The organism is Pseudanabaena sp. PCC 9330 (genome assembly GCF_055795045.1).
Map to the genome: position 1 here is coordinate 23,552 of NZ_JAYFES010000078.1, position 19,643 is coordinate 43,194.

The 19,643-nt window shown below is 53.1% G+C and carries 19 protein-coding genes, 1 tRNA gene and 1 pseudogene; 8 read left to right on the plus strand and 13 right to left on the minus strand.

Annotated features, from left to right (window positions below; translation table 11 throughout):
* Positions 1 to 17: 17 nt before the first annotated feature.
* Positions 18 to 200 (minus strand): hypothetical protein, encoded by a 183-nt coding sequence (locus AC0QKW_RS06380; protein WP_473150294.1) that lies wholly within the window; start codon positions 198 to 200, stop codon positions 18 to 20.
* 270 nt (positions 201 to 470) lie between these two features.
* On the opposite strand from AC0QKW_RS06380, the gene AC0QKW_RS06385 reads away from it, so the two are divergent.
* Positions 471 to 1,457: an ABC transporter ATP-binding protein gene (locus tag AC0QKW_RS06385; protein WP_473150229.1), complete on the plus strand. Its 987-nt coding sequence runs from the start codon at positions 471 to 473 to the stop codon at positions 1,455 to 1,457.
* A 98-nt stretch (positions 1,458 to 1,555) separates the two neighbouring features.
* Here the strand turns inward: AC0QKW_RS06385 and AC0QKW_RS06390 are convergent, their stop codons facing one another.
* The 3 genes from AC0QKW_RS06390 to AC0QKW_RS06400 form a co-directional block, all read right to left on the minus strand.
* Entirely contained in the window at positions 1,556 to 2,353 is a 798-nt protein-coding gene (locus tag AC0QKW_RS06390) for a proteasome-type protease (protein WP_473150230.1), read from the minus strand.
* A gap of 122 nt (positions 2,354 to 2,475) precedes the next feature.
* Complete coding sequence (psbM, locus tag AC0QKW_RS06395) at positions 2,476 to 2,586, minus strand: photosystem II reaction center protein PsbM (RefSeq protein ID WP_017300174.1); 111 nt, start codon at positions 2,584 to 2,586, stop codon at positions 2,476 to 2,478.
* 307 nt (positions 2,587 to 2,893) lie between these two features.
* The gene (locus tag AC0QKW_RS06400; RefSeq protein ID WP_473150231.1) at positions 2,894 to 3,220 is read right to left on the minus strand and encodes a 2Fe-2S iron-sulfur cluster-binding protein; all 327 of its coding nucleotides are present in this window, start codon (positions 3,218 to 3,220) and stop codon (positions 2,894 to 2,896) included.
* A 356-nt stretch (positions 3,221 to 3,576) separates the two neighbouring features.
* On the opposite strand from AC0QKW_RS06400, the gene psbB reads away from it, so the two are divergent.
* The 4 genes from psbB (at position 3,577) to AC0QKW_RS06420 (ending at position 7,290) form a co-directional block, all read left to right on the plus strand.
* Positions 3,577 to 5,109, plus strand: a complete 1,533-nt coding sequence (gene psbB, locus AC0QKW_RS06405) for a photosystem II chlorophyll-binding protein CP47 (protein WP_473150232.1) — start codon at positions 3,577 to 3,579, stop codon at positions 5,107 to 5,109.
* Positions 5,110 to 5,223: 114 nt separating this feature from the next.
* Positions 5,224 to 5,322, plus strand: coding sequence for a photosystem II reaction center protein T (locus tag AC0QKW_RS06410; protein WP_198805386.1), 99 nt, complete (start codon positions 5,224 to 5,226; stop codon positions 5,320 to 5,322).
* Between the two features lie 203 nt (positions 5,323 to 5,525).
* Positions 5,526 to 6,074, plus strand: a complete 549-nt coding sequence (gene nrdR, locus AC0QKW_RS06415; RefSeq protein ID WP_473150233.1) for a transcriptional regulator NrdR — start codon at positions 5,526 to 5,528, stop codon at positions 6,072 to 6,074.
* Positions 6,075 to 6,306: 232 nt separating this feature from the next.
* Positions 6,307 to 7,290 (plus strand): 30S ribosomal protein S1, encoded by a 984-nt coding sequence (locus tag AC0QKW_RS06420; protein ID WP_473150234.1) that lies wholly within the window; start codon positions 6,307 to 6,309, stop codon positions 7,288 to 7,290.
* A 5-nt stretch (positions 7,291 to 7,295) separates the two neighbouring features.
* Here AC0QKW_RS06420 and AC0QKW_RS06425 read toward each other — a convergent pair whose 3' ends face one another.
* The gene (locus AC0QKW_RS06425; RefSeq protein WP_473150235.1) at positions 7,296 to 7,658 is read right to left on the minus strand and encodes an MGMT family protein; all 363 of its coding nucleotides are present in this window, start codon (positions 7,656 to 7,658) and stop codon (positions 7,296 to 7,298) included.
* 3 nt (positions 7,659 to 7,661) lie between these two features.
* A complete protein-coding gene (glgX, locus tag AC0QKW_RS06430; protein ID WP_473150236.1) occupies positions 7,662 to 9,821 on the minus strand; it encodes a glycogen debranching protein GlgX in 2,160 nt (719 codons plus the stop codon).
* A 291-nt stretch (positions 9,822 to 10,112) separates the two neighbouring features.
* On the opposite strand from glgX, the gene aqpZ reads away from it, so the two are divergent.
* Positions 10,113 to 10,880, plus strand: a complete 768-nt coding sequence (gene aqpZ / locus AC0QKW_RS06435) for an aquaporin Z (RefSeq protein WP_473150237.1) — start codon at positions 10,113 to 10,115, stop codon at positions 10,878 to 10,880.
* 154 nt (positions 10,881 to 11,034) lie between these two features.
* On the opposite strand, the gene AC0QKW_RS06440 is transcribed toward aqpZ, so the two are convergent.
* Positions 11,035 to 11,574 carry a zinc ribbon domain-containing protein gene (locus AC0QKW_RS06440; protein ID WP_473150238.1) on the minus strand — a complete coding sequence of 180 codons (540 nt, stop codon included), beginning with the start codon at positions 11,572 to 11,574 and terminating at the stop codon, positions 11,035 to 11,037.
* Positions 11,575 to 11,902: 328 nt separating this feature from the next.
* Between AC0QKW_RS06440 and AC0QKW_RS06445 the strand changes: the two genes are divergently transcribed.
* The gene (locus AC0QKW_RS06445) at positions 11,903 to 12,391 is read left to right on the plus strand and encodes an NUDIX hydrolase (protein WP_473150239.1); all 489 of its coding nucleotides are present in this window, start codon (positions 11,903 to 11,905) and stop codon (positions 12,389 to 12,391) included.
* Positions 12,392 to 12,397: 6 nt separating this feature from the next.
* Here AC0QKW_RS06445 and AC0QKW_RS06450 read toward each other — a convergent pair whose 3' ends face one another.
* Entirely contained in the window at positions 12,398 to 12,784 is a 387-nt protein-coding gene (locus AC0QKW_RS06450; RefSeq protein ID WP_473150240.1) for a hypothetical protein, read from the minus strand.
* Positions 12,785 to 12,973: 189 nt separating this feature from the next.
* Between AC0QKW_RS06450 and hslO the strand changes: the two genes are divergently transcribed.
* A complete protein-coding gene (hslO, locus tag AC0QKW_RS06455; protein ID WP_473150241.1) occupies positions 12,974 to 13,882 on the plus strand; it encodes an Hsp33 family molecular chaperone HslO in 909 nt (302 codons plus the stop codon).
* Positions 13,883 to 13,971: 89 nt separating this feature from the next.
* On the opposite strand, the pseudogene AC0QKW_RS06460 reads toward hslO, so the two are convergent.
* From AC0QKW_RS06460 to AC0QKW_RS06480, 5 genes and pseudogenes are all read right to left on the minus strand, one after another.
* Positions 13,972 to 14,719, minus strand: a pseudogene (locus AC0QKW_RS06460) (IS1 family transposase).
* A gap of 362 nt (positions 14,720 to 15,081) precedes the next feature.
* A complete protein-coding gene (locus AC0QKW_RS06465) occupies positions 15,082 to 16,644 on the minus strand; it encodes an MBOAT family O-acyltransferase (protein WP_473150242.1) in 1,563 nt (520 codons plus the stop codon).
* 23 nt (positions 16,645 to 16,667) lie between these two features.
* On the minus strand, positions 16,668 to 17,717 hold the full coding sequence (locus AC0QKW_RS06470; RefSeq protein ID WP_473150243.1) for a hypothetical protein: 1,050 nt from the start codon (positions 17,715 to 17,717) through the stop codon (positions 16,668 to 16,670).
* 233 nt (positions 17,718 to 17,950) lie between these two features.
* Positions 17,951 to 19,270: a four-carbon acid sugar kinase family protein gene (locus tag AC0QKW_RS06475; RefSeq protein WP_473150244.1), complete on the minus strand. Its 1,320-nt coding sequence runs from the start codon at positions 19,268 to 19,270 to the stop codon at positions 17,951 to 17,953.
* A gap of 116 nt (positions 19,271 to 19,386) precedes the next feature.
* A tRNA-Met gene (locus AC0QKW_RS06480) sits at positions 19,387 to 19,463 on the minus strand.
* Positions 19,464 to 19,643: the final 180 nt, after the last annotated feature.

Sequence of the window (19,643 nt, forward strand, 5' to 3'; positions counted from 1 at the left end):
ACCCCTCCTTAACCGCCCTAGACGAGCAATCCTAGAACTATTCTCAGGGGCTCGCTTAGCGTAGGTAGGGGCAGAGAAGATAGGGGGGCAGGCACCATATCACCCCGAAAATCGAGCAGTTGAACCAGAACGAGATAACCAATAGCCAGCAGTAGAGAGAACACCCCAGTGATCACCGCGACTATCTTGGAGCGATCCAGTTTCAACCGATCTAGTTTTGAGCGATCCATAGGGCAGAGCCGTTAATCAATTTAAGAGAGGAAGTCATTACTAAGCACAATCTAACCCTGGCACAAATGGAGCTAAATTGACCTATGGCAAGGGAAAGGTTTTAGGAGGGTACTCTAAAAGCTTAGTCTTGCTATACCCAGTCCAGATCGAGATCGGTGGCTTTTCCCCAGGTAGCATTGCACGTCTGAACTTGGATGAGGTTTAGTGATTGTCGTCTATTTGCTCTAAGCACGGTTTCTATGAGCGCCCCATTGTTACCGACTGAGTCTACCCAGCTCAACAACCAACCTGCAGAAAATCGCCCTGCGGTGGTGCAGACCCAGGAGTTAGGCAAGGCCTACCGCACCGGGTTTTGGCTCAATCAGCGGGTCACCTCCCTGAAAAATTGCTCACTCAACGTCTTTCAGGGAGAAACCTTTGGCCTGCTTGGCCCCAATGGAGCGGGCAAAACCACCCTCCTCAAAATCTTGCTGGGCATCATTCGCCCAACGGGGGGAACGGCCACCCTGTTGGGGCATCCCCTGGGCGATAGCGCCATCAAGCAGCGGATTGGCTATCTACCTGAAAATGCCTACTTCTACGACTTTTTGACTGGGTGGGAGTTTTTACAGTATACCGCTGGGCTGTTTGGCCTGTCGCGGGCAGCCCAGCAGCGGCGCATTGGGGAACTGCTTGACCTTGTCGGCCTATCCCAGGATGTGGCTAAGAAAAAGCAGCTGCGCCAATACTCTAAGGGCATGTTGCAGCGGGTGGGCATGGCCCAAGCGCTGATCAATGACCCCGACGTGGTGTTTCTCGACGAACCGATGTCGGGGCTTGACCCCACCGGGCGGTTTCAGGTGCGGGAGATCATTCTGGCTCTGAAGCGTGAGGGCAAAACCATTTTCTTTAACAGCCACATTTTGTCGGATGTGGAGGTCATCTGCGATCGCATTGCCATTCTCGACCAAGGAGAGCTGATTGCTGTGGGCACCCTAGAACAGCTGCTAGGCACCGCCGACCAATACTTTGTCAAAGGACGGGGTGGCCGCACCGCCGAGCTAGAGCCCTGGCTCGACCAGATGACCGTGCAGGGCGACCTCTGGCATGGCCATGTCAAAGGCGATCCCTACGAATTTGCCAAACAAATTCCGGCGGCAGGTGGGCACCTAGTCACCCTGCAACAGACCCGCCCAACCCTTGAAGAGTTCTTCATTACTCAGATTCGGCAGCGTCGCCATGGTTAATTTGTTCCCGCCCCTGCTACCCCTGCCGTCAGTTTAATTGGCCCCTACGGGGTGCCTCCAGAGCCGGAGCATCTCTAGGGGAACGAGGGGCGATCGCTCTAGCCCTCGCCAAGATCGGCAATACCTAGGGGCGAGATCGGGCCATCTTGGTTCCAGCTGATGTCGGGCATGGTGGTCGAGGCTTCGCGCAGGGACACCTCCCAGTGTTTACGCATTGTCAGCAGGTAGGGATCCCCCGCTTGAAACTGAGCTCGATGGCGCACCTCAAAGCTGTTAGTGCGGTACATCATCATATGGATAGGCGGCCCCACCGACAGGTTTGACCGCATGGTCGAGTCAATCGACAGCAGCGCGCATTTGGCCACGGCGTCGAGGGGCACCTCAAAGCCCAGGGTTCGATCCAAGATAGGCTTGCCGTACTTGGTTTCGCCAATCTGCAAAAACGGGGTTTCCGGGGTGGCCTGGATGCAGTTGCCCTGGCTGTAAACCAAAAACAACTCCGGTGCCTCACCCTGCACCTGCCCCCCCAGCAAAAAGCTGCACTGAAAGTCAATCTTGTCTTTTTCTAGCCAGGGGCGATCGGCTGCTTGCAGAGCACGAATTTGCTCACCCAGGTAGCGGGCTATATCGTACATGGTGGGCAGGCTGTGCAGACTGGCAGGGCGATTCCCGGACGGATCCTGCGAATCGCGTTTAATATCCTGGCTGAGCTGGTGCACCACCGCCTGGGTAATCGACAGATTGCCAGAAGTACACAGCACAATGACGCGCTCGCCAGGCTTAGAAAAATCAAACAGCTTGCGGTACGACGAAATGTAGTCCACCCCAGCGTTGGTGCGAGAGTCGGCAGCCAGTACCAACCCCTCCTTGACCAAAATGCCCAAACAGTAAGTCATCTAAAGAAGCGCCAATAAAAAAGCGCCGGTTACCCCAGCGCTCTCAAAATACACCTAAAAAATCTATTTTCTTAACTTGCTACCATCAGCTCAGGCAAAACGCTAAGAACCCCAGCCCAAGGCTAAGATCCAGTCTGCTTGCTAGAGGTTTGGATATACAGAATCAGCAGAAAAACCGTAGGCACCAAAACGAACAAGATGCTGGCGACAAAACCAAGCTTATTAACTTCCATCAGTGTCTGCCTCTACTCTCAACCCAACAACGTTGCACTTAGTCTCTAAAGCTAGTACTTGCCCTGAAGCAAGCCGAGCACAGGCCACCCGGCCCAACACCCAACCTTGCCCAGCAAACTAGTCCTCTTAGAATAAACCAAATCCAAGTCCAGAAGTGGAGTTCTACCCGTTAGAAACGACGGATTCCGAATCTGGACTTGATCCATCACTCAACTCAACGAGAAAACTTCGCCGAGTAAAGTGTCGCTTTGGCCCAGCCAATTCCAGCGCTAGCTCCCCTCCTAGGCGTCGAAGGCTCAGCGTTTGTCAGCTCTGGGACGCCGCCTTGGGCTGGCGACTGGGCTTAGTGATCACCGAAACGGGGCCATGCACCGTTGCCTGGCAGGCTAGGCGGCAGGTGGCCTGCCACTTTTTCAGCTTGCGCTCCTCCACCTGGGTGCGGGGGGAAAGATTTTCGCCGCCGGCAGCGATGTCGACCACGCAGGTGCCGCACTGGCCGTAGCCGCCGCAGTTCATGAGCTTGCCGCTAAAGGTATAGATGTCAATGCGGTTTTCCAGGGCTTTGAAGCGCAGATTAGCCCCGTCGGCAACGACGATCTCGGTGCCTTCGTTAACAAACTTAACATTGGCCATCAGAAAATTCTCCTTTGCGTTCTGCATCGTTAAACGACGGTTAGATCAAGCCTTTAGCCGCTGAGCTGAGATGCCTGTCTACCTTAACCCCAGGCGATCGCCGCTAGCCATGGCCGCAGCCGGTTGCGAGGGCAATTGCAAGTAGTTACACTTCGTTAAGCAATTGCATTGTTACATTTCATCTGTACCAGATGATCCGCCATCCGATGCTTGGTGTAATCCGCCAGGGCAATGCGGGGATGACGGGGTCAGCCGAGCAATTCTGAGAGCCCGATCTGGTAGGCTTATCAGTATCTGGCATGCTTGAGACAAGTCCACAAAACATTACTGTTTTACCTAGAGGAGGAGCGTAGTCAATGGGACTACCCTGGTACCGGGTACACACGGTCGTCGTTAACGATCCCGGGCGACTGATTTCTGTACACCTTATGCATACGGCTCTAGTAGCTGGCTGGGCCGGCTCAATGGCCCTGTTTGAACTGTCCACCTTTGATCCTAGCGATCCTGTCCTCAACCCCATGTGGCGGCAGGGCATGTTTGTGCTGCCGTTTATGGCGCGATTGGGGGTCACCGATTCCTGGGGTGGCTGGAGCGTCACTGGTGCCGCTTCCAACCCTGGCTTTTGGTCTTTTGAGGGCGTAGCCGCTGCCCACATCGTGCTGTCGGGCCTGCTGTTTTTAGCCGCCTGCTGGCACTGGGTGTTTTGGGATCTCGACCTGTTTCGCGACCCCCGCACTGGCGAGCCAGCCCTCGATCTGCCCAAGATGTTTGGGATTCACCTGTTTCTCTCGGGTCTACTCTGCTTTGGCTTTGGTGCCTTTCACCTAACTGGTCTCTGGGGGCCAGGCATGTGGGTGTCTGACCCCTATGGTCTCACGGGCCACGTGCAGGGGGTTGCCCCTGAGTGGGGAGCCGCTGGCTTTAATCCCTTCAACCCCGGTGGCATTGTGGCTCACCACATCGCCGCTGGCATTGTGGGCATTATTGCCGGCCTGTTCCACTTGACGGTGCGCCCACCCCAGCGACTCTACAAGGCGTTGCGGATGGGTAACATTGAAACCGTGCTCTCCAGCAGCATTGCGGCAGTGTTCTTTGCAGCCTTTGTGGTGGCAGGCACCATGTGGTACGGCAGTGCCGCCACCCCCATCGAGCTGTTTGGACCCACCCGCTATCAGTGGGATGGCGACTACTTCAAGCAAGAAATTCAGCGTCGCGTGACGGCGGATACTAACGCTGGCTACACCCTAGCGGAAGCCTACGCTGGCATCCCCGAGAAGCTGGCTTTTTACGACTATGTCGGCAACAGCCCTGCTAAGGGTGGTTTGTTCCGGGTTGGCCCGATGGTTCAGGGCGATGGTATCGCTGAGGGTTGGCTGGGTCACCCCGTGTTTGAAGATAAGGAAGGTCGTGAGCTCTTTGTGCGACGCCTGCCCAACTTCTTTGAGACCTTCCCCGTAGTGCTGGTTGACAAAGATGGCATAGTCCGTGCTGACATTCCCTTCCGTCGGGCTGAGTCGAAGTACAGCTTTGAGCAGACCGGGGTCACCGCTACTTTCTACGGTGGTGAGCTAGCTGGGCAGACTATCACTGACCCAGCCCTAGTTAAGCGCTATGCGCGCAAAGCTCAGCTGGGCGAGCCCTTTGAATTTGATCGCGAGACCCTTGGCTCTGACGGGGTGTTCCGCACCAGCACCCGTGGTTGGTTTACCTACGGTCACGCCGTATTTGCGCTGCTGTTCTTCTTTGGCCACATCTGGCACGGGTCTCGTACTCTGTTCCGCGATGTGTTTGCCGGGGTTGACCCTGACCTGTCTCCCGAGCAGGTGGAGTGGGGCTTCTTCCAGAAGGTGGGTGACACCTCCACCCGCAAGGAAGAAACAACCGTATAGTCTCCTTTGAGCTAAAGCGTCTGCCGCCTGAGGCCCATGGCTCAATCGTCGGGCGCTTTTCCTCTAATCTCTGTAAGCTAGAAGTAAATCAGTTGAGTAGGAGCCCTTTTCATCATGGAAGCTGTTGCTTACATCTTCATTTTTGCCTGTATCATTGGCACCCTGTTCTTTGCGATCGCCTTTCGTGAGCCCCCTCGCATTACCAAAGATTAGAGTCGCTGCCTAGGTCTACCCATGGCACCTGGTCTATAAGTTGGGCTGTCATGGGTGCGACTTTAGAGCTATTTCGATTCTTTTCCAACAATTTAATTAATATAGATGCAAGTTTTCCCCTTGGGAGAGCTTGCTTTTATTTTTTTACGCTATCGACTCTGGTTGAAGCGACGATTACTATCCTCCCTGTGGGAGTGTATCTAATGCATTGCCCGTTTTGTCAGCATCTCAATAATCGAGTCCTCGAGTCGCGATCGGCGGAGGCGGGGCGCAGCATTCGGCGGCGGCGAGAATGTCTGCGCTGCGAGCGGCGGTTTACCACCTACGAGCGCATTGAGTATGTGCCCGTTACCGTGATCAAGCGCAGCGAAGATCGCGAACTGTTTGAGCGTTCGAAGGTGCTGCGCGGGATCGTGCGCGCCTGTGAAAAAACCCCGGTGTCGTCCCTGGCGATGGAATCTATCGTTGACGATATTGAGGCCGAACTTCAGCAGCGGGCTACCCGGGAAGTGACCAGTGCCGAGATTGGCGAGATGGTGTTGGCCAAGCTCCAGGCTATAAATGAAGTGGCCTTTGTCCGGTTTGCCTCTGTGTATCGCCAGTTTCAGGGCATTCGCGACTTTGCTGAAACCCTGAGCCAGTTACAGCATGACCAAGAGGGCACCAGGGGCGAGGAGGCCGGTAACGCTAGCGCTGGTATTACCGGCCTCGCTGAAAATGGGCAATCTTCTAGCTATATCGTGTCGGCTTAATCCCCAAAGTACAAAGGCTATGGCCGATTCCGCCGCCGTCTGTGAGCAATCCCATTCTCTGACGATCAACTACACCGCCTCTTCGGCTATAATTTTAATCCTGTGGGTTTATCGGGCTGTCTATGCCAGCACGCTGCTGCGTGGAGGTGGGCTGTCACATATCTGAGTTGATTGTTTTGTACGTCTACACGGAAACCGCAGTATTACGGAGAAATAATAGGACAACACTAGCATGCTCAATCAGGACGTAAAGGAAGCTGACATCGGGTTTACACACGAAGACTTTGCTGCGCTATTAGACCAGTACGACTATCACTTCAACCCAGGCGATACCGTTTCTGGCACTGTGTTTAGTCTTGAACCCAGGGGTGCCCTGATTGATATTGGTGCTAAAACTGCCGCCTATTTGCCGATTCAGGAGATGTCGATCAATCGCGTCGACCATCCCGAAGAGGTGCTGCGATCCAATGAAACCCGCGAGTTCTTCATTCTCACCGACGAAAATGAAGATGGTCAGCTCACCCTTTCTATCCGCCGTATTGAGTACATGCGCGCTTGGGAGCGGGTGCGTCAGCTTCAGCAAGAAGACGCCACCGTGCGTTCTGGCGTGTTTGCCACCAACCGGGGTGGTGCTCTAGTGCGTATTGAGGGGCTGCGGGGCTTTATCCCTGGTTCTCACATCAGCACCCGTAAACCTAAGGAAGATCTGGTGGGCGAGGATCTACCCCTGAAGTTTCTAGAGGTGGATGAAGAGCGCAACCGTCTTGTGCTCAGCCATCGCCGCGCTCTGGTTGAGCGCAAGATGAATGGTCTGCAAGTGGGTGAAGTAGTGCTGGGTGCCGTGCGTGGCCTTAAGCCCTACGGTGCCTTTATTGATATCGGCGGTGTCAGCGGTCTGCTGCACATTTCTGAGATCTCCCACGACCACATCGACACTCCTCACAGCGTGCTCAATGTCAACGACGAGATCAAGGTCATGATCATTGACCTTGATGCTGAGCGTGGGCGAATCTCGCTCTCGACCAAGCAGCTTGAACCGGAGCCTGGCGATATGGTGAAGAACCCCGACCTGGTATACGACAAAGCTGAAGAGATGGCGGCTAAGTACCGCGAGGCCATGCGTCGTCAAGCGGCTGAGCAAGCTGGTGAAGTGCTCGACGAGCCCGAAGACGTTTATGTGGAAGAAGTAGAAGAAGTGGCCGTGGCCGTTGACTAGCCTGCCTAGTCCAGCTCTTCTTTAAACGTGGCTAGCGCCTGCTCGATGATGGCTTCGGGCGGGCGCCATTTATATCTGCCTAAATCAATACGGCCTCGATGGTCAAACTCGATACCCTCATCTTCGAGCAGGGCTCGTTGAATATAGTCGGTGCCGTTGCGCAAGGGCGACTCAGAGACCTCGCCCTTGGCGTTGATCACCCGCTGCCAGGGGACATCGTCGGTAGTCATATCAACTCGGTAGAGGGCGTAGCCCACCAATCGAGGTTTACCTACCAGCCCTGCTAGCTCAGCCACCTGACCGTAGGTGGCGACCTGGCCTGGTGGAATTTGGCGAACGATGGCATAGATGCGTTCGTAGGTCAGCATGATCTAGCTCGGCCCCTGTTGGCCGTGCAGGCTGGTGAGTACCACGAGAGCAAAGTCGTCGACTGCGATCGCCGCCCCTGGTCGATAGACCTGCCCATCGCTGACAAAGCCCGTAGGCGAGGCAGTATTGATCACCAGCGTCCAACAATCTTTGTGTACCGTCGGCGGAATTTGAAAGATTTGAGAGTCGGCCTGGGCGTTGAAAAACAGTAAGAAGCTATCGTCCACTGGGCGATCGCCAGTGGGGTCAACGCCTAGGAGTTCTTCTCCGTTTAGAAAGACGGTAATCGCCTTGGCGGTGTCGTCGTGCCACTGCTCACTGCTAATCATCGCACCGTCGGGGTTATACCAGCCGATATCGTACACCCCAGAGCCATGGATGGCCCGACCCTGGAACCAGTGACGGCGGGCAAAGGTAGGGTGGTTTTGCCGCAGTTTAATCAACCCGCGGGTGAAGGTGAGTAGATTTTGGCTGGCAGGGCTGAGATCCCAATCAAACCAGGAAAGGGGGCTGTCTTGACAGTAGGTATTGTTGTTGCCCTGCTGCGTGCGGCTGATTTCGTCACCGCCTAACAGCATGGGTACCCCCTGGGAGAGTAGCAGCGTAGCCAGTAGATTACGCTGCTGTTTTTGGCGCAGGGTCAGTATCTCTAGGTCGTCAGTTTCACCCTCAGCGCCGCAGTTCCAGGAGCGATTGTAGCTTTCGCCGTCACGGTTGTTTTCGTGGTTGGCCAGGTTGTGCTTTTCGTTATAGCTGACTAGGTCACGCAGGGTAAAGCCATCGTGGCAGGTGATGAAGTTGATGCTAGCGTGGGGGCGCTTGCCGTTGGCCTGGTAGAGGTCAGAACTACCGGTAATGCGAAAGGCAAATTCACCCAGGCGGCAGTCGTGGTCGCGCCAAAAGTCGCGCATGGAGTCGCGGTACTTGCCATTCCACTCTGACCACAGCAGGGGAAAGTTACCTACCTGGTAGCCACCCTCGCCCAGATCCCAGGGCTCAGCAATCAGCTTAATAGTAGAGAGCACCGGATCTTGGTGAATGATGTCGAAGAAGGCGGCCAGGCTGTTGACCTCGTAGAGTTCGCGAGCGAGGGCTGAGGCCAGGTCAAAGCGAAACCCATCGACGTGCATTTCCAGCACCCAGTAGCGCAGGCTGTCCATAATCAGCTTGAGAATCTGAGGATGGCGCACGTTGAGAGAGTTGCCGCAGCCGGTGAAGTCCATGTAGTAGCGGGGGGCGTCTTCGACCAGTCGGTAGTAGGCGGCGTTGTCGATGCCCCGCAGGCTAAGGGTTGGCCCCAGATGGCTCCCCTCCCCGGTGTGGTTATAAACTACGTCGAGAATGACTTCGATGCCCGCTTTGTGCAGAGCTTTGACCATTTGCTTAAACTCGTTGACCTGGCCGCCGTGGCACCCGGCACTACTATAGCCACCGTAGGGGGCAAAGTAGCCCAGTGAGTCGTAGCCCCAGTAGTTGCGCAGGCCAGTGTTGGCCAGATGACCGGGGTAGGCGTGGAAGTGGTGCACCGGCAGCAGTTCTACAGCGGTGATGCCGAGACTGCTCAAATGGTCAATGATGGCAGGGTGGGCTAGTCCAGCGTAGGTGCCGCGCAGGGGTTCGGGCACCTCAGGGTGGCGCTGGGTGATGCCCTTGACATGGGTTTCATAGATAACGGTGCGATACCAGGGGGTATTGGGGAGGCGATCGCCCTCCCAGTCAAAATTAGCATCGACTACCACGGCCTTGGGCATGAAAGCGGCGCTGTCAACCTGGGAAAAGGTTAGATCCAGGCTTTCTAGCTCATCGGTCGCTTCAATGTCGTAGCTAAAAATGGCCGGGTCAAAGATGACATCGCCATCGAGAGCGCGGGCGTAGGGGTCGATTAACAATTTATGCGGGTTAAAGCGCTGCCCCGCCTGGGGGTCGTGGGGGCCAGAGACCCGAAATCCGTAGCGCTGTCCAGGCCTGACCTGTGGCAGATAACCATGCCAGACATAGTTTTCTACTTCGGGGAGAGCTATGCGAGTTTCGCGATCGCCCTCGTCAAACAGGCATAGATCGACTGCTGTAGCGTTTTCTGAAAACAGGGCGAAGTTTGTACCTGTGCCATCCCAGGTGGCACCCAGGGGATGGGGACGACCTGGCCAGACTTGCATTCCCATGGTGAGTGCTGTTTCCCGATAAACCAAAGTTTGCTGCCAGACCAAAACCCAGCGCGGAGGAGGTTCTGGCGATAGTGCAACACGGCTTGCCCGTTTACACCATGTGCTGATAACAGGTTAGCAGGCTGTGGGGTGCGCAGTCGGCCCGCAAGAATCCAAGATTAACGACCCTGGGCTTATCAAACTTTTATAGTCTTGGGGTATGGTTACCCTTTGGTACAGATGCAGGATATCAGTCTGTATCGATCAATACTCAATGCTTTTCAAGTCCGAACGTAGGAGTGATAAACGATGCCAATTACAAAACGATGTTTTGCAGAATTCTTAGGTACCTTGTGGCTGGTTCTGGGTGGCTGCGGGAGTGCGGTTTTAGCCGGCGTATTTTTAGATGGTAGCGGTGCCTTCAACCTGGGCATTGGCTTTCTGGGTGTTTCACTCGCCTTTGGTCTGACCGTGGTGACCATGGCCTACGCCATTGGCCACATCTCTGGCTGCCACCTCAACCCAGCTGTTTCCTTTGGGTTGTGGGCTTCGGGCCGCTTCCCTGGTCGCGAACTACTGCCCTATATTGTGGCTCAGGTGCTAGGGGCGATTTTAGGGGCTGGCATTATTTACATTATTGCTAGTGGCCAGCCCGGTTTTGCCATTGACCCCTCGGTAGGCAACCCCCTAGCCACCAACGGCTTTGGCATCCATTCACCCGGTGGCTTTAGCCTGTTGGCCTGCTTTATCAGTGAAGTGGTGCTGACCTTTTTCTTCCTTTTGATCATCCTGGGTGCGACCGACTTCCGTGCCCCTGTAGGCCTGGCTCCGGTAGCGATTGGTCTATCGCTCACCCTGATCCACCTGATCAGCATTCCGGTCACCAATACTTCGGTAAACCCCGCTCGTAGCACTGGCCCCGCCCTGTTTGTGGGTGGCCCGCTGATTGGACAACTGTGGCTATTTTGGGTGGCACCGATCTTGGGTGCCCTGATAGCCGGCTGGGTATACGCCACATTCTTCGCTGACGAGAGCGAAAAAACTGCCCGACTGGAGCGCCAGAGACCTGTAGCTTAGGGCCAGAGCCGAGGGTATGCTTCGACTTTGATGGGTAAACCCTATCCAAGTCCAGAAGTGGAGTTTTACCGATGGAAAGCTACCGTTGCCGAGCTGGACTTGCTGTATTTCTGAGAGTTATAGGTCAGAGCGGGGGAGACTCTTCCCCCGTTTTTTATTGCAGCTGGTGGCCACAGCTACCGCAAAAGCGATCGCCCTGATCGACCGCTACCCCGCACTGGGTACAAAATCTTGCCAAGGCCGACTGGGGGCTGGCGGCATTGTCCATGCTCAGCTGCCTATTTCCCATCCGCATCGTCATGGGGTTAGCAGACATCTCCATATTACCCATTTTCATCGGCGGCATCGAAGCCATGGGGGTCATCGGGGCCATGGGAGTCATCGGGGTCGGGTTGATGGCATGAAGAGCCATGGAAAGCGCCTGGCCCTCAGGCCATTGGGTGGTGGCGATCGCCCCAACCTGGACGCCCTGGATCTGCCAGACAAACGTTCCCTGAGCCGTAACGCAGCGAATAAACGAGCCCGTTCTGCCCTGGACGACTTGCGGCGTCTCTAGCCAGGCCCCAGTCTCAACCTGGGTGGTCGCCTGCTGCTGTTGCCCTGGTCCACCGCTAGCAAGCCTGATCAGGGTGATGGCACCAAGATTATCGAGATATATCGTTTGGCCAGAGCCAAGATCGCATTGGTAGGGCATGGGTAGTGTTGGCAAAGGTGACTGGGTTGGCTGACCCTGAGGAGTCAGATAGCTCTGTAGGTATGCTAGGCGAAGACCGCCGCTCAGGGGTGTTTTCTGAGGGGTGTTTAGCGATCTTTAAGGCAACGCCATCGAGACGTAGAGACACTACTGTCAGGCACTGTAGATGTTAGTCAGTCTCAATATTTATCGCCTCGCTAGCTGCACTCACTAGCTACAATCTAAGGGTTGGCCAGGGTGGATAGCCCTAAAATTGTCAATGCTAAGTATCTAAGGACAGCGCTGCCCGATCGGGATAGGCCGGTTGAGGTAGGGCGCGATCGCTGCCATGACTAAAAAGAGCGCCGGGCTACTGATGTATCGAACCCAGAACCATCACCTGGAAGTACTTCTAGTACACTCGGGCGGGCCCTACTGGGTTAACCGTCGCTGGCAGGCCTGGACGATTCCCAAGGGTGAAATTGACCCAGGCGAAGACACCTTTGAGGCGGCTAAGCGCGAGTTTTTTGAGGAGACTGGGCAAGCTCCCCAGGGCCACTTTCTCCCCTTGCAGCCGGTGCGCCAGGCAGGGGGGAAACTGGTCTTTGCCTGGGCCTTTGAGGGCAACTTTAACCCCGAGCATCTGCACAGCAACACGTTTACTCTCGAATGGCCACCCAACTCTGGAGTACTGCGGGAGTTTCCAGAGGTCGATCAGGCGGCCTGGTTTTCTCTCGACGAGGCAAAAAAGCGCATTATTAAAGCCCAGAGCAAGTTTTTAGACGAACTGACCCAGCAACTGGGTCAGCTACCCAGTGCTGAACTAGCCCAAGAATAAGCCCGTCTAGGCCGCAGGCTGCCGCAAAAACTGCCGCAGGCGAAACATGGCCAGACTTTGTCCCAGATTAATAGGCAGAGCCGACACCCCCTCCAGGTGCGACTGTACCCACTGGTCGCCCCAGTACCACTCATGAAAACCGTCGATGCCCCCTGACAGCGCCATAAGCAGGCTGTGGTCATTGACCCGCTGGATCTCATGATGAATTTCGACCGGGCCGAGGTAGTTGTTAAAGCTTAGACCGCTGTGGAGTTCATTGGGCAAGCCCTGGCTAAACCGCTGGGGCCAAAGCCACTGGCCAAATTTACTGGGCTGCACCAGACTAGCCTGAATTTGCCCCTGGGTGGCCTCAAGTTCAATCCGAAGACGGCTGCGCTGAAAAGTGCCAATCATAGGGTGGTGACTGCCCGCAAACAACACCTTTCAGTATGCCAAAAGAAACCCCAGGGGATAGGCCGACCTAGGTCGGTAGCCAAGCCCGATCGCCCCTCAGCCCAGGGGAGGTAAACCGCCCTCAATCTGCACTCCCTAAACCTTCTACAATAATTACTAAGTAACATTAAGCGAAGACTGGGGCAGCGCATGGTAGACCAACTCATTCGAGCCACGGCCGCTGAGGGCGGTATCCGGGTGGTAGGCGTCATCACCACCAAACTCACCGAAGTGGCTCGGCAACGCCACAACCTCTCCTACGTAGCGACGGCAGCCCTGGGGCGCACCCTTTCCGCAGGCCTGTTGCTGGCTTCTAGCATGAAGCAGCCCCAGGGCCGAGTCAATATCCGCGTGCGGGGTGATGGCCCTCTGGGCGGTATTTTGGTCGATGCCGGTATGGATGGCACCGCCCGGGGCTACGTAGATAACCCGACCATTGAGCTACCCCCCAACGCCCAGGGGAAACTCGACGTGGGCGGCGCGGTAGGCCGACAGGGTTACGTCTATGTGGTACGCGACATGGGGTACGGCTATCCCTATTCCAGCACTGTGGAGCTGGTTTCGGGAGAAATCGGCGACGATCTCACCCACTACCTTGTGACCTCTGAGCAAACCCCCTCGGCTCTAATGTTGGGTGTTTTTGTCGGAGCCAATGGGGTTGAGGCCGCCGGTGGTCTACTGCTGCAAATTTTGCCCCGCGCTGCCGAAGATAGCGAAATGGTGGCCCTGATTGAAAGTCGCCTGGCCTCGCTAACCGGCTTTACACCGCTGCTGCGAGCAGGGAAGACCCTGCCGCAAGTTTTTGGTGATCTGGTGGGCGATTTAGGGCTAGAAATCTTGCCCGAGACCCAGATGGTACAGTTTGCCTGCCCCTGCTCCTTCGATCGCATGCTGGGGGCGCTCAAAATGCTGGGCGAGGCCGAGCTACAAGACATGATCGAAACCGACGATGGGGCTGAGGCCATCTGCCACTTCTGCAACGAGGTGTACCACACCAGCAGCGATCAACTGGCTCAGCTAATTGAAGACCTGCGAGAGGATCGCAAGGAGGCAAATTAATAAGTCATACTAAATCCTGCTAGCCTATCTCCGTCTCAGCGGGGCGAGCAAGATTTGGGGTAGTATTCTAGACCTGTGTATGGGCCCTGTCATATAGTCCGCCCAAATTCATAGCGGTTGATGAACAGGCCAGTCACCGTGTCATGCATCAAGACAGATTTAGATTAGAAAAGCAAATGGTTTTGCGCGCCAACCATTTGATCCGAGTCCTCAACGTTAAGTGTTTTCGCTCAATGCGCTGAGTGTTCGTCTTACCCACCGTATGCCGCTCAGACTCGAGCAATCGCAAGTAAGCCCCCCACCTATCGGTGTAAAACTGCTAGCTGCCAAAGGGAGTGAGCAACGTCATGAGCGCTGAGAGGGCGGCATCGTGACGAGGTTCTAGACATAGGCCAGCCCGGCACCCGTTTGATGGTCGATGGCATGCCAGAGCCATCGCTTCTGCTGCTTTGACTGCACAAAGCTCCACATCTCGTCCATTGCCGCTTCGTCTACCCGCACTATTAGGGCTGGGGTGGGCTGTGTTGGCGTTTGCTCTAAGACAGCCCGGTTAACCGGCTCCAGATGCCGATGTTTTTTTAATTCCTCAATCACCGTCGTCGGACTCACCTTCAGCACCCGAGCGGTATCGCGAATACCGCTGCCATTCATCGCCATGTCACTGATTTGCCGCTTGACCTCAGGCAAGTAGCCTCACTAGGTATAGCTGCAGATGAAAGAAGCCCGCGAACACTCGCTGTTGCGGCAGCGATAGCGCTACTTGCCTTCATCGCTGTTGCCATTTTTGACGACATCAGAGGTGTGACACGTGGGGCAGCAAACCAGTTCGAGAACCATGAGCAGAAAGTGGGTATCAGGACTCCTCACATTTTGTCGTGAAACACAGGTCTAGAACACTACCAGATTTGGCATGGGTGCATCCCAGTCTTACAAGTCTAGGAGTAAGATGTCTTTCAAAGCCCTTGATTCTCACAGGTTTGACGACTACGCATTAGTACTTATTGCAAAACCAGAATGCACCCATTTGGCATGACATTACATTATCTTGCACACTAAACTCATTCTGTTTGATTCAGACTAATAAAACGCCAGAGCATTGCTTTGTCAGCACGTTATCCAAGCTAAGACGGAGGTTTAATCACGCACTGACGAAAGATTTACAGTGCTTGCTCTATGGCTTTCATCATTTGTAATCGAAGTTAAAATTGGAAGTAAAGAAATTCACTGGGTTGACGACAAAAAATGATGGCGCTAAACAGTATTAGTGCCGTCGAGAAAGCATAGACAAATGTTGGCTGCCAAGCATACCAAGCAGGTTTATAGTCGACCAAATGGCCATAGATATCAAGCGCAACTGTCTCCTGACTCATGAGTTGATAGAGGTTAGGTAAAAATAATGTTAGTGCAAGTGCTAGAAGCATAAATATTATTCCTCTAATATTGCAATAGCTGTCAAGTGGTTCAAACTGAATACCAATATTAGTCAGAAAACCAACTTGACCATAAAGGTACTCAGGTAGAATGAAGCCGCTACCGCCAAACATTCCAACAATGACCCGCCAACCCCCACTTAGAGTTTCAGCACGAAACAAAACCCAAGAAATGATTACAGCAAGGAGAGTTAGCATCCTTGCTGACCAGTAGTGATACCAGCTATTCATATTGATATCTAGTCTTTTGTGAACCTGGTTCCATTCGTGATTGATGCATAGGTAAAGACCATGTAGTCCGCCCCAAACTACAAAAGTCCAGTTAGCCCCATGCCATAGTCCTCCTAGCAGCATTGTGACCAACAAATTTATATTATGGCGTGAGTTGCCTCGTCGATTACCTCCTAGAGGTATATAGAGATAGTCTCTAAGAAATCGCCCAAGACTGATGTGCCAACGTCGCCAAAAGTCACTTATACTACTTGCCTTGTAAGGAGAAAAAAAGTTGACTGGCAGCTCTATATTGAAAACTTTTGATAAACCTATTGCCATATCACTATACCCAGAGAAATCAAAATAAAGCTGTAACGTGTAAGCGATAGATGCCTGCCAAGCGACAAAAAAGCTAACTTGTGAACCCTGATCTGCCGACAAGAATATGGGAGTTGCATAGGTTGCAACAGAATCAGCAATCACAGTTTTCTTGAAGAGCCCAACTGCAAAAATAGTTAGCCCGACTGAAAAGTTGCGGGCGTTTATGCTAAGGCTTAGTCTTTGGAGTTGTGGAATCATCTCCTTAGGGTTGACTATAGGTCCGGCGATTAGCTGAGGAAAGAAAATGACGAATAAAAGGTAATCCTTAAAGCTGTAGCTTCGGTTCTTATTAGAAAAAATATCTACTAGATAGCTGATCTGTTGAAAAGTGTAGAAAGAGATTGCTAGAGGAAGAATTAAGCCCTCAATGCTGTTGAAATCAAAGCCTAAGCCTTGCAAGATTGAGATTAAAAAGTTAGAGTACTTAAAATATCCTAGGAGTGACAGATTAAAAATGATACCACTCGTCAAGATTAGCTTGTCCCAATTGGATGCTCTCGAATCAATTTGGGATAGGCTTCTTTGCCAAGCTAATAGCTCTCCTATAAGCCAGTTAATGGTGATACTGAGCAGGAGTAAGAGCAGATAACTTGGACTCCAGAAAAAATAGAAAGCTAGAGAAGCAAACGTCAACCAAGCAATTGAAAGCCAACGTTTTCTAAAGGTGCTTAGCAGGCAAAAGCCTACTAAGCTAATGGGCAGGAAAAGAAAAATAAATTTGTATGAGTTAAACAGCATCTAGAATTTGCTTAGTTACGACTTCAAGCTTCTCTTTTTAGATAACTCTCTAAAAGATCGACAATACTCTGAGTTCTCTTTTTTCGGCCAGAATCGTTGGCGTGATAGGGAGTGTCATACATCATTCCTGGCGGCAAGAGAGAGTCTTGCAATGAGTCTTGAAAGTCAATTCCCTGATTTTTCCAGAATAGCTCTATATTTTTTGAAGACACTTGAAAGGTGGGTTTTTCGTAATCGCTTGTGTAAACTGTCGTTGGATAAAGTGGCACTATTGTCGCCCCTCTCTTGTCGGCGTATTCAACAAAATCTTTGATATATCCGCCAGGGTCAATACTTATGAGGGATGGCGGCAGCGTTGTTGTGTAAAGCATGGGATTCGTCAAGCGACTTTCTTTTCCTATGTTACAAGTTTCGTCTCCATGCTCATTCAGCGTCAAGCCACTGTAGCAATCACCATTTTCCTTTTGTTGTTTGAGTCTTTCTAGGATATGCTTTCTCGAGAGCTGACCTTTGAAGAAGGCTGCGTACTCTTTTCTTGCATTGGTTGAGAAAGCATTGTTGACAATAAAGCTTAGGAGAGATGCGTCGGAAATATCTTGTAGTCGTCGTCTGTCATACGCAGTAATAAATCGGCTGACTACGCCACCTCTGCCAAAATCACTTGAGATGCCGGACGATGTGTAGAAAGTATATTCTAACGGCATTAATACAATGTCATTTTTTTGGATAAAAGGTTTCGCTCGAGTTAATATATATTCTCCTCCCAAGCCAGCATGAGAACTGAGATTAATTGTTTTTATTCCAGTTTGCCTAGCAATTTCTTCGGCAGACACTCCGAATAATCCGCTGCTTCCTGAGATGATTAAAATTCTTCCTTTAGTTGATGGCTCTAACGCAGCTTTCTCCTTTTCTAAAAGAATTAGCTCTAGCCAATCTTCTGTACTAACGATTCGACCTGTCGAAATCAATATACCCGCGTCAAGCAAAGTCTTTGATGCTGGGTAAATAATAAGAAAAAAAGTTAGAGTTATTAGATAAGCCAAATACTGGTTCTCTAGGCGCCTTTTTTCCATGATCAGAGGAATGGTAGTTGGGTTATCTTTCTTGCTTCAACATTTCTTAATTGTGGCATTTTAATTGTTTTGAAAGCTGCTTCTTATTCTGGACTAGTATTTTCAAATCCGAAGGATATATTCTAGCTTTGAGTTCTGCCCGATTGCTCAGGCGTGAGTTTTCTGTGGAAAGGGCATCAATTCATATTGATGGGAAATAACTCAGCACCTTCAAATGGTTGGATCTCATCCTACTAAATCGTTGATAATCGTTGATAGGCGATCGCTAATGCATTTTCGTCTCCTACATTTCCCGGAAATAGCACCACCGGCAGGTCGGGGAATTGGGGATGATTGGCGGGGGTACGCACGGCGGAGACACCGGGCAAAATTTGGCCAAGCAGGCGAGCGGTGCGTAGATCTAGCCCGGTGCTGAGGGTGTCGTTGGAGGTGATGCCGCCTTTACTAATTAAAAAGCCGATATCGGCGGGTAAGCCTTTGATCACATCCATTAGCAGCGATGACACTTCGACACCGAAGTCGAGGCGGGCCTGTACGGTGTCGAAGGTAAGTTCTTGTCGGCTGGTGTAGATTACGGGTACCTGGCCTAGGTTGTGGGTCCTATTCACCCGGTCAAGAATATCTGCTAGTACCGCTTTGTGACTGCCTGGCTCCCCGTCTCGAAGCTGTGCCACGTCTACCTCAATGCCGGTGATACCGGGCTCCTGCAAGAGCTGCTCTAGCTGCTGAGTAGTCTTTTTGACGTGGGAGCCAACGATGATTGCCCCCGGTACCCCGCCGCGTACGTAGGCGCTCATCTGACTGGCGTCAATAGGCTGGGGGGGCAGCGCCGCTAGGGCCGTGAGAATGCTGGCGGCGCTGCGAAACAGAAATTTTTTGCCCTGGGCGGCGGCGGCGAGCAAGTCTTGGGCAAACTGGTTGAGATCAGCCTGGGTTTCGCCATCGACGGCGCAGCAGACATTGTTTTCTAGGGCCAGCAACCGTTCTAGGGAACCCGCCCGAATATCTTCCAGGGTAAAGCGTTCCACCGCTTCAGCCGGAATCCGCCCGGCGGTCTTTTCGGCCACATAGTCGGGCAGATAGCTGGTGCTGTAGCCAAACACTGAATCTTTGGCGAACTCAGTCTGGTGGACGGGGGTGGGGGTGCCATCCACAATTAAGTAATGGGTGCTGTTGCGGGTGATGCGGCCGCCCTCAAAGAAGGCGGGCACAAGAAAGTGGGCGTCGAAGGGGCCAAGCTCATCGGCGATCGCATCAGTTTCGACGGGATAGTGACCCCGCAGGGTGGAGTCAGATCGGCTGACGACGAGAAAGTCTTGAACCTCTTCGAGCGCGAGCGCCTGGCGAAGATTGTGACAGACCTCTCGGGTGACGGCCTCAGCGGCGCTGGGGGTAAGAGCCCTGGTATTGGTCAGCACAAAAAAGATCGGAGACTCGTCCCTCAGCCCCTGGCGGAGGGTATCGACATCCCACTGCATGAGCAGGAGACAGCTGTGAACCGTCTGGGAACCCGTGGGGTCATCGTCTAGAACGATAATTTTAGGCTGAGCCATGGGACGGGTCTCAATCGACTGAATAAACCCTACTATCCCCCACTGGGGGGACGTTGGCCAAGAGAGGTTCAAACAAAAAAGACCTCTAGGTTTCTAGAGGTCTTTTTTGTACCCTATGGTGGCGGGGCATGGATTTGAACCATGGACCTTCGGGTTATGAGCCCGACGAGCTACCAGACTGCTCTACCCCGCGTCGCTGTTTCATTAGTATAGCGCAAAACAGTTTTATAGCTACTGGGTTTTTAGAGAATTTTCCGCTGGGACAGATTGACTGAGAATTTCTTGCTTACTCTGCTAATAGCGAGGATAGGCCGGTTCTCTAGTTCCAGCGGTGAATGCATGGAGTTCCCCTTGAGCCGCCGGTCGATCGCTA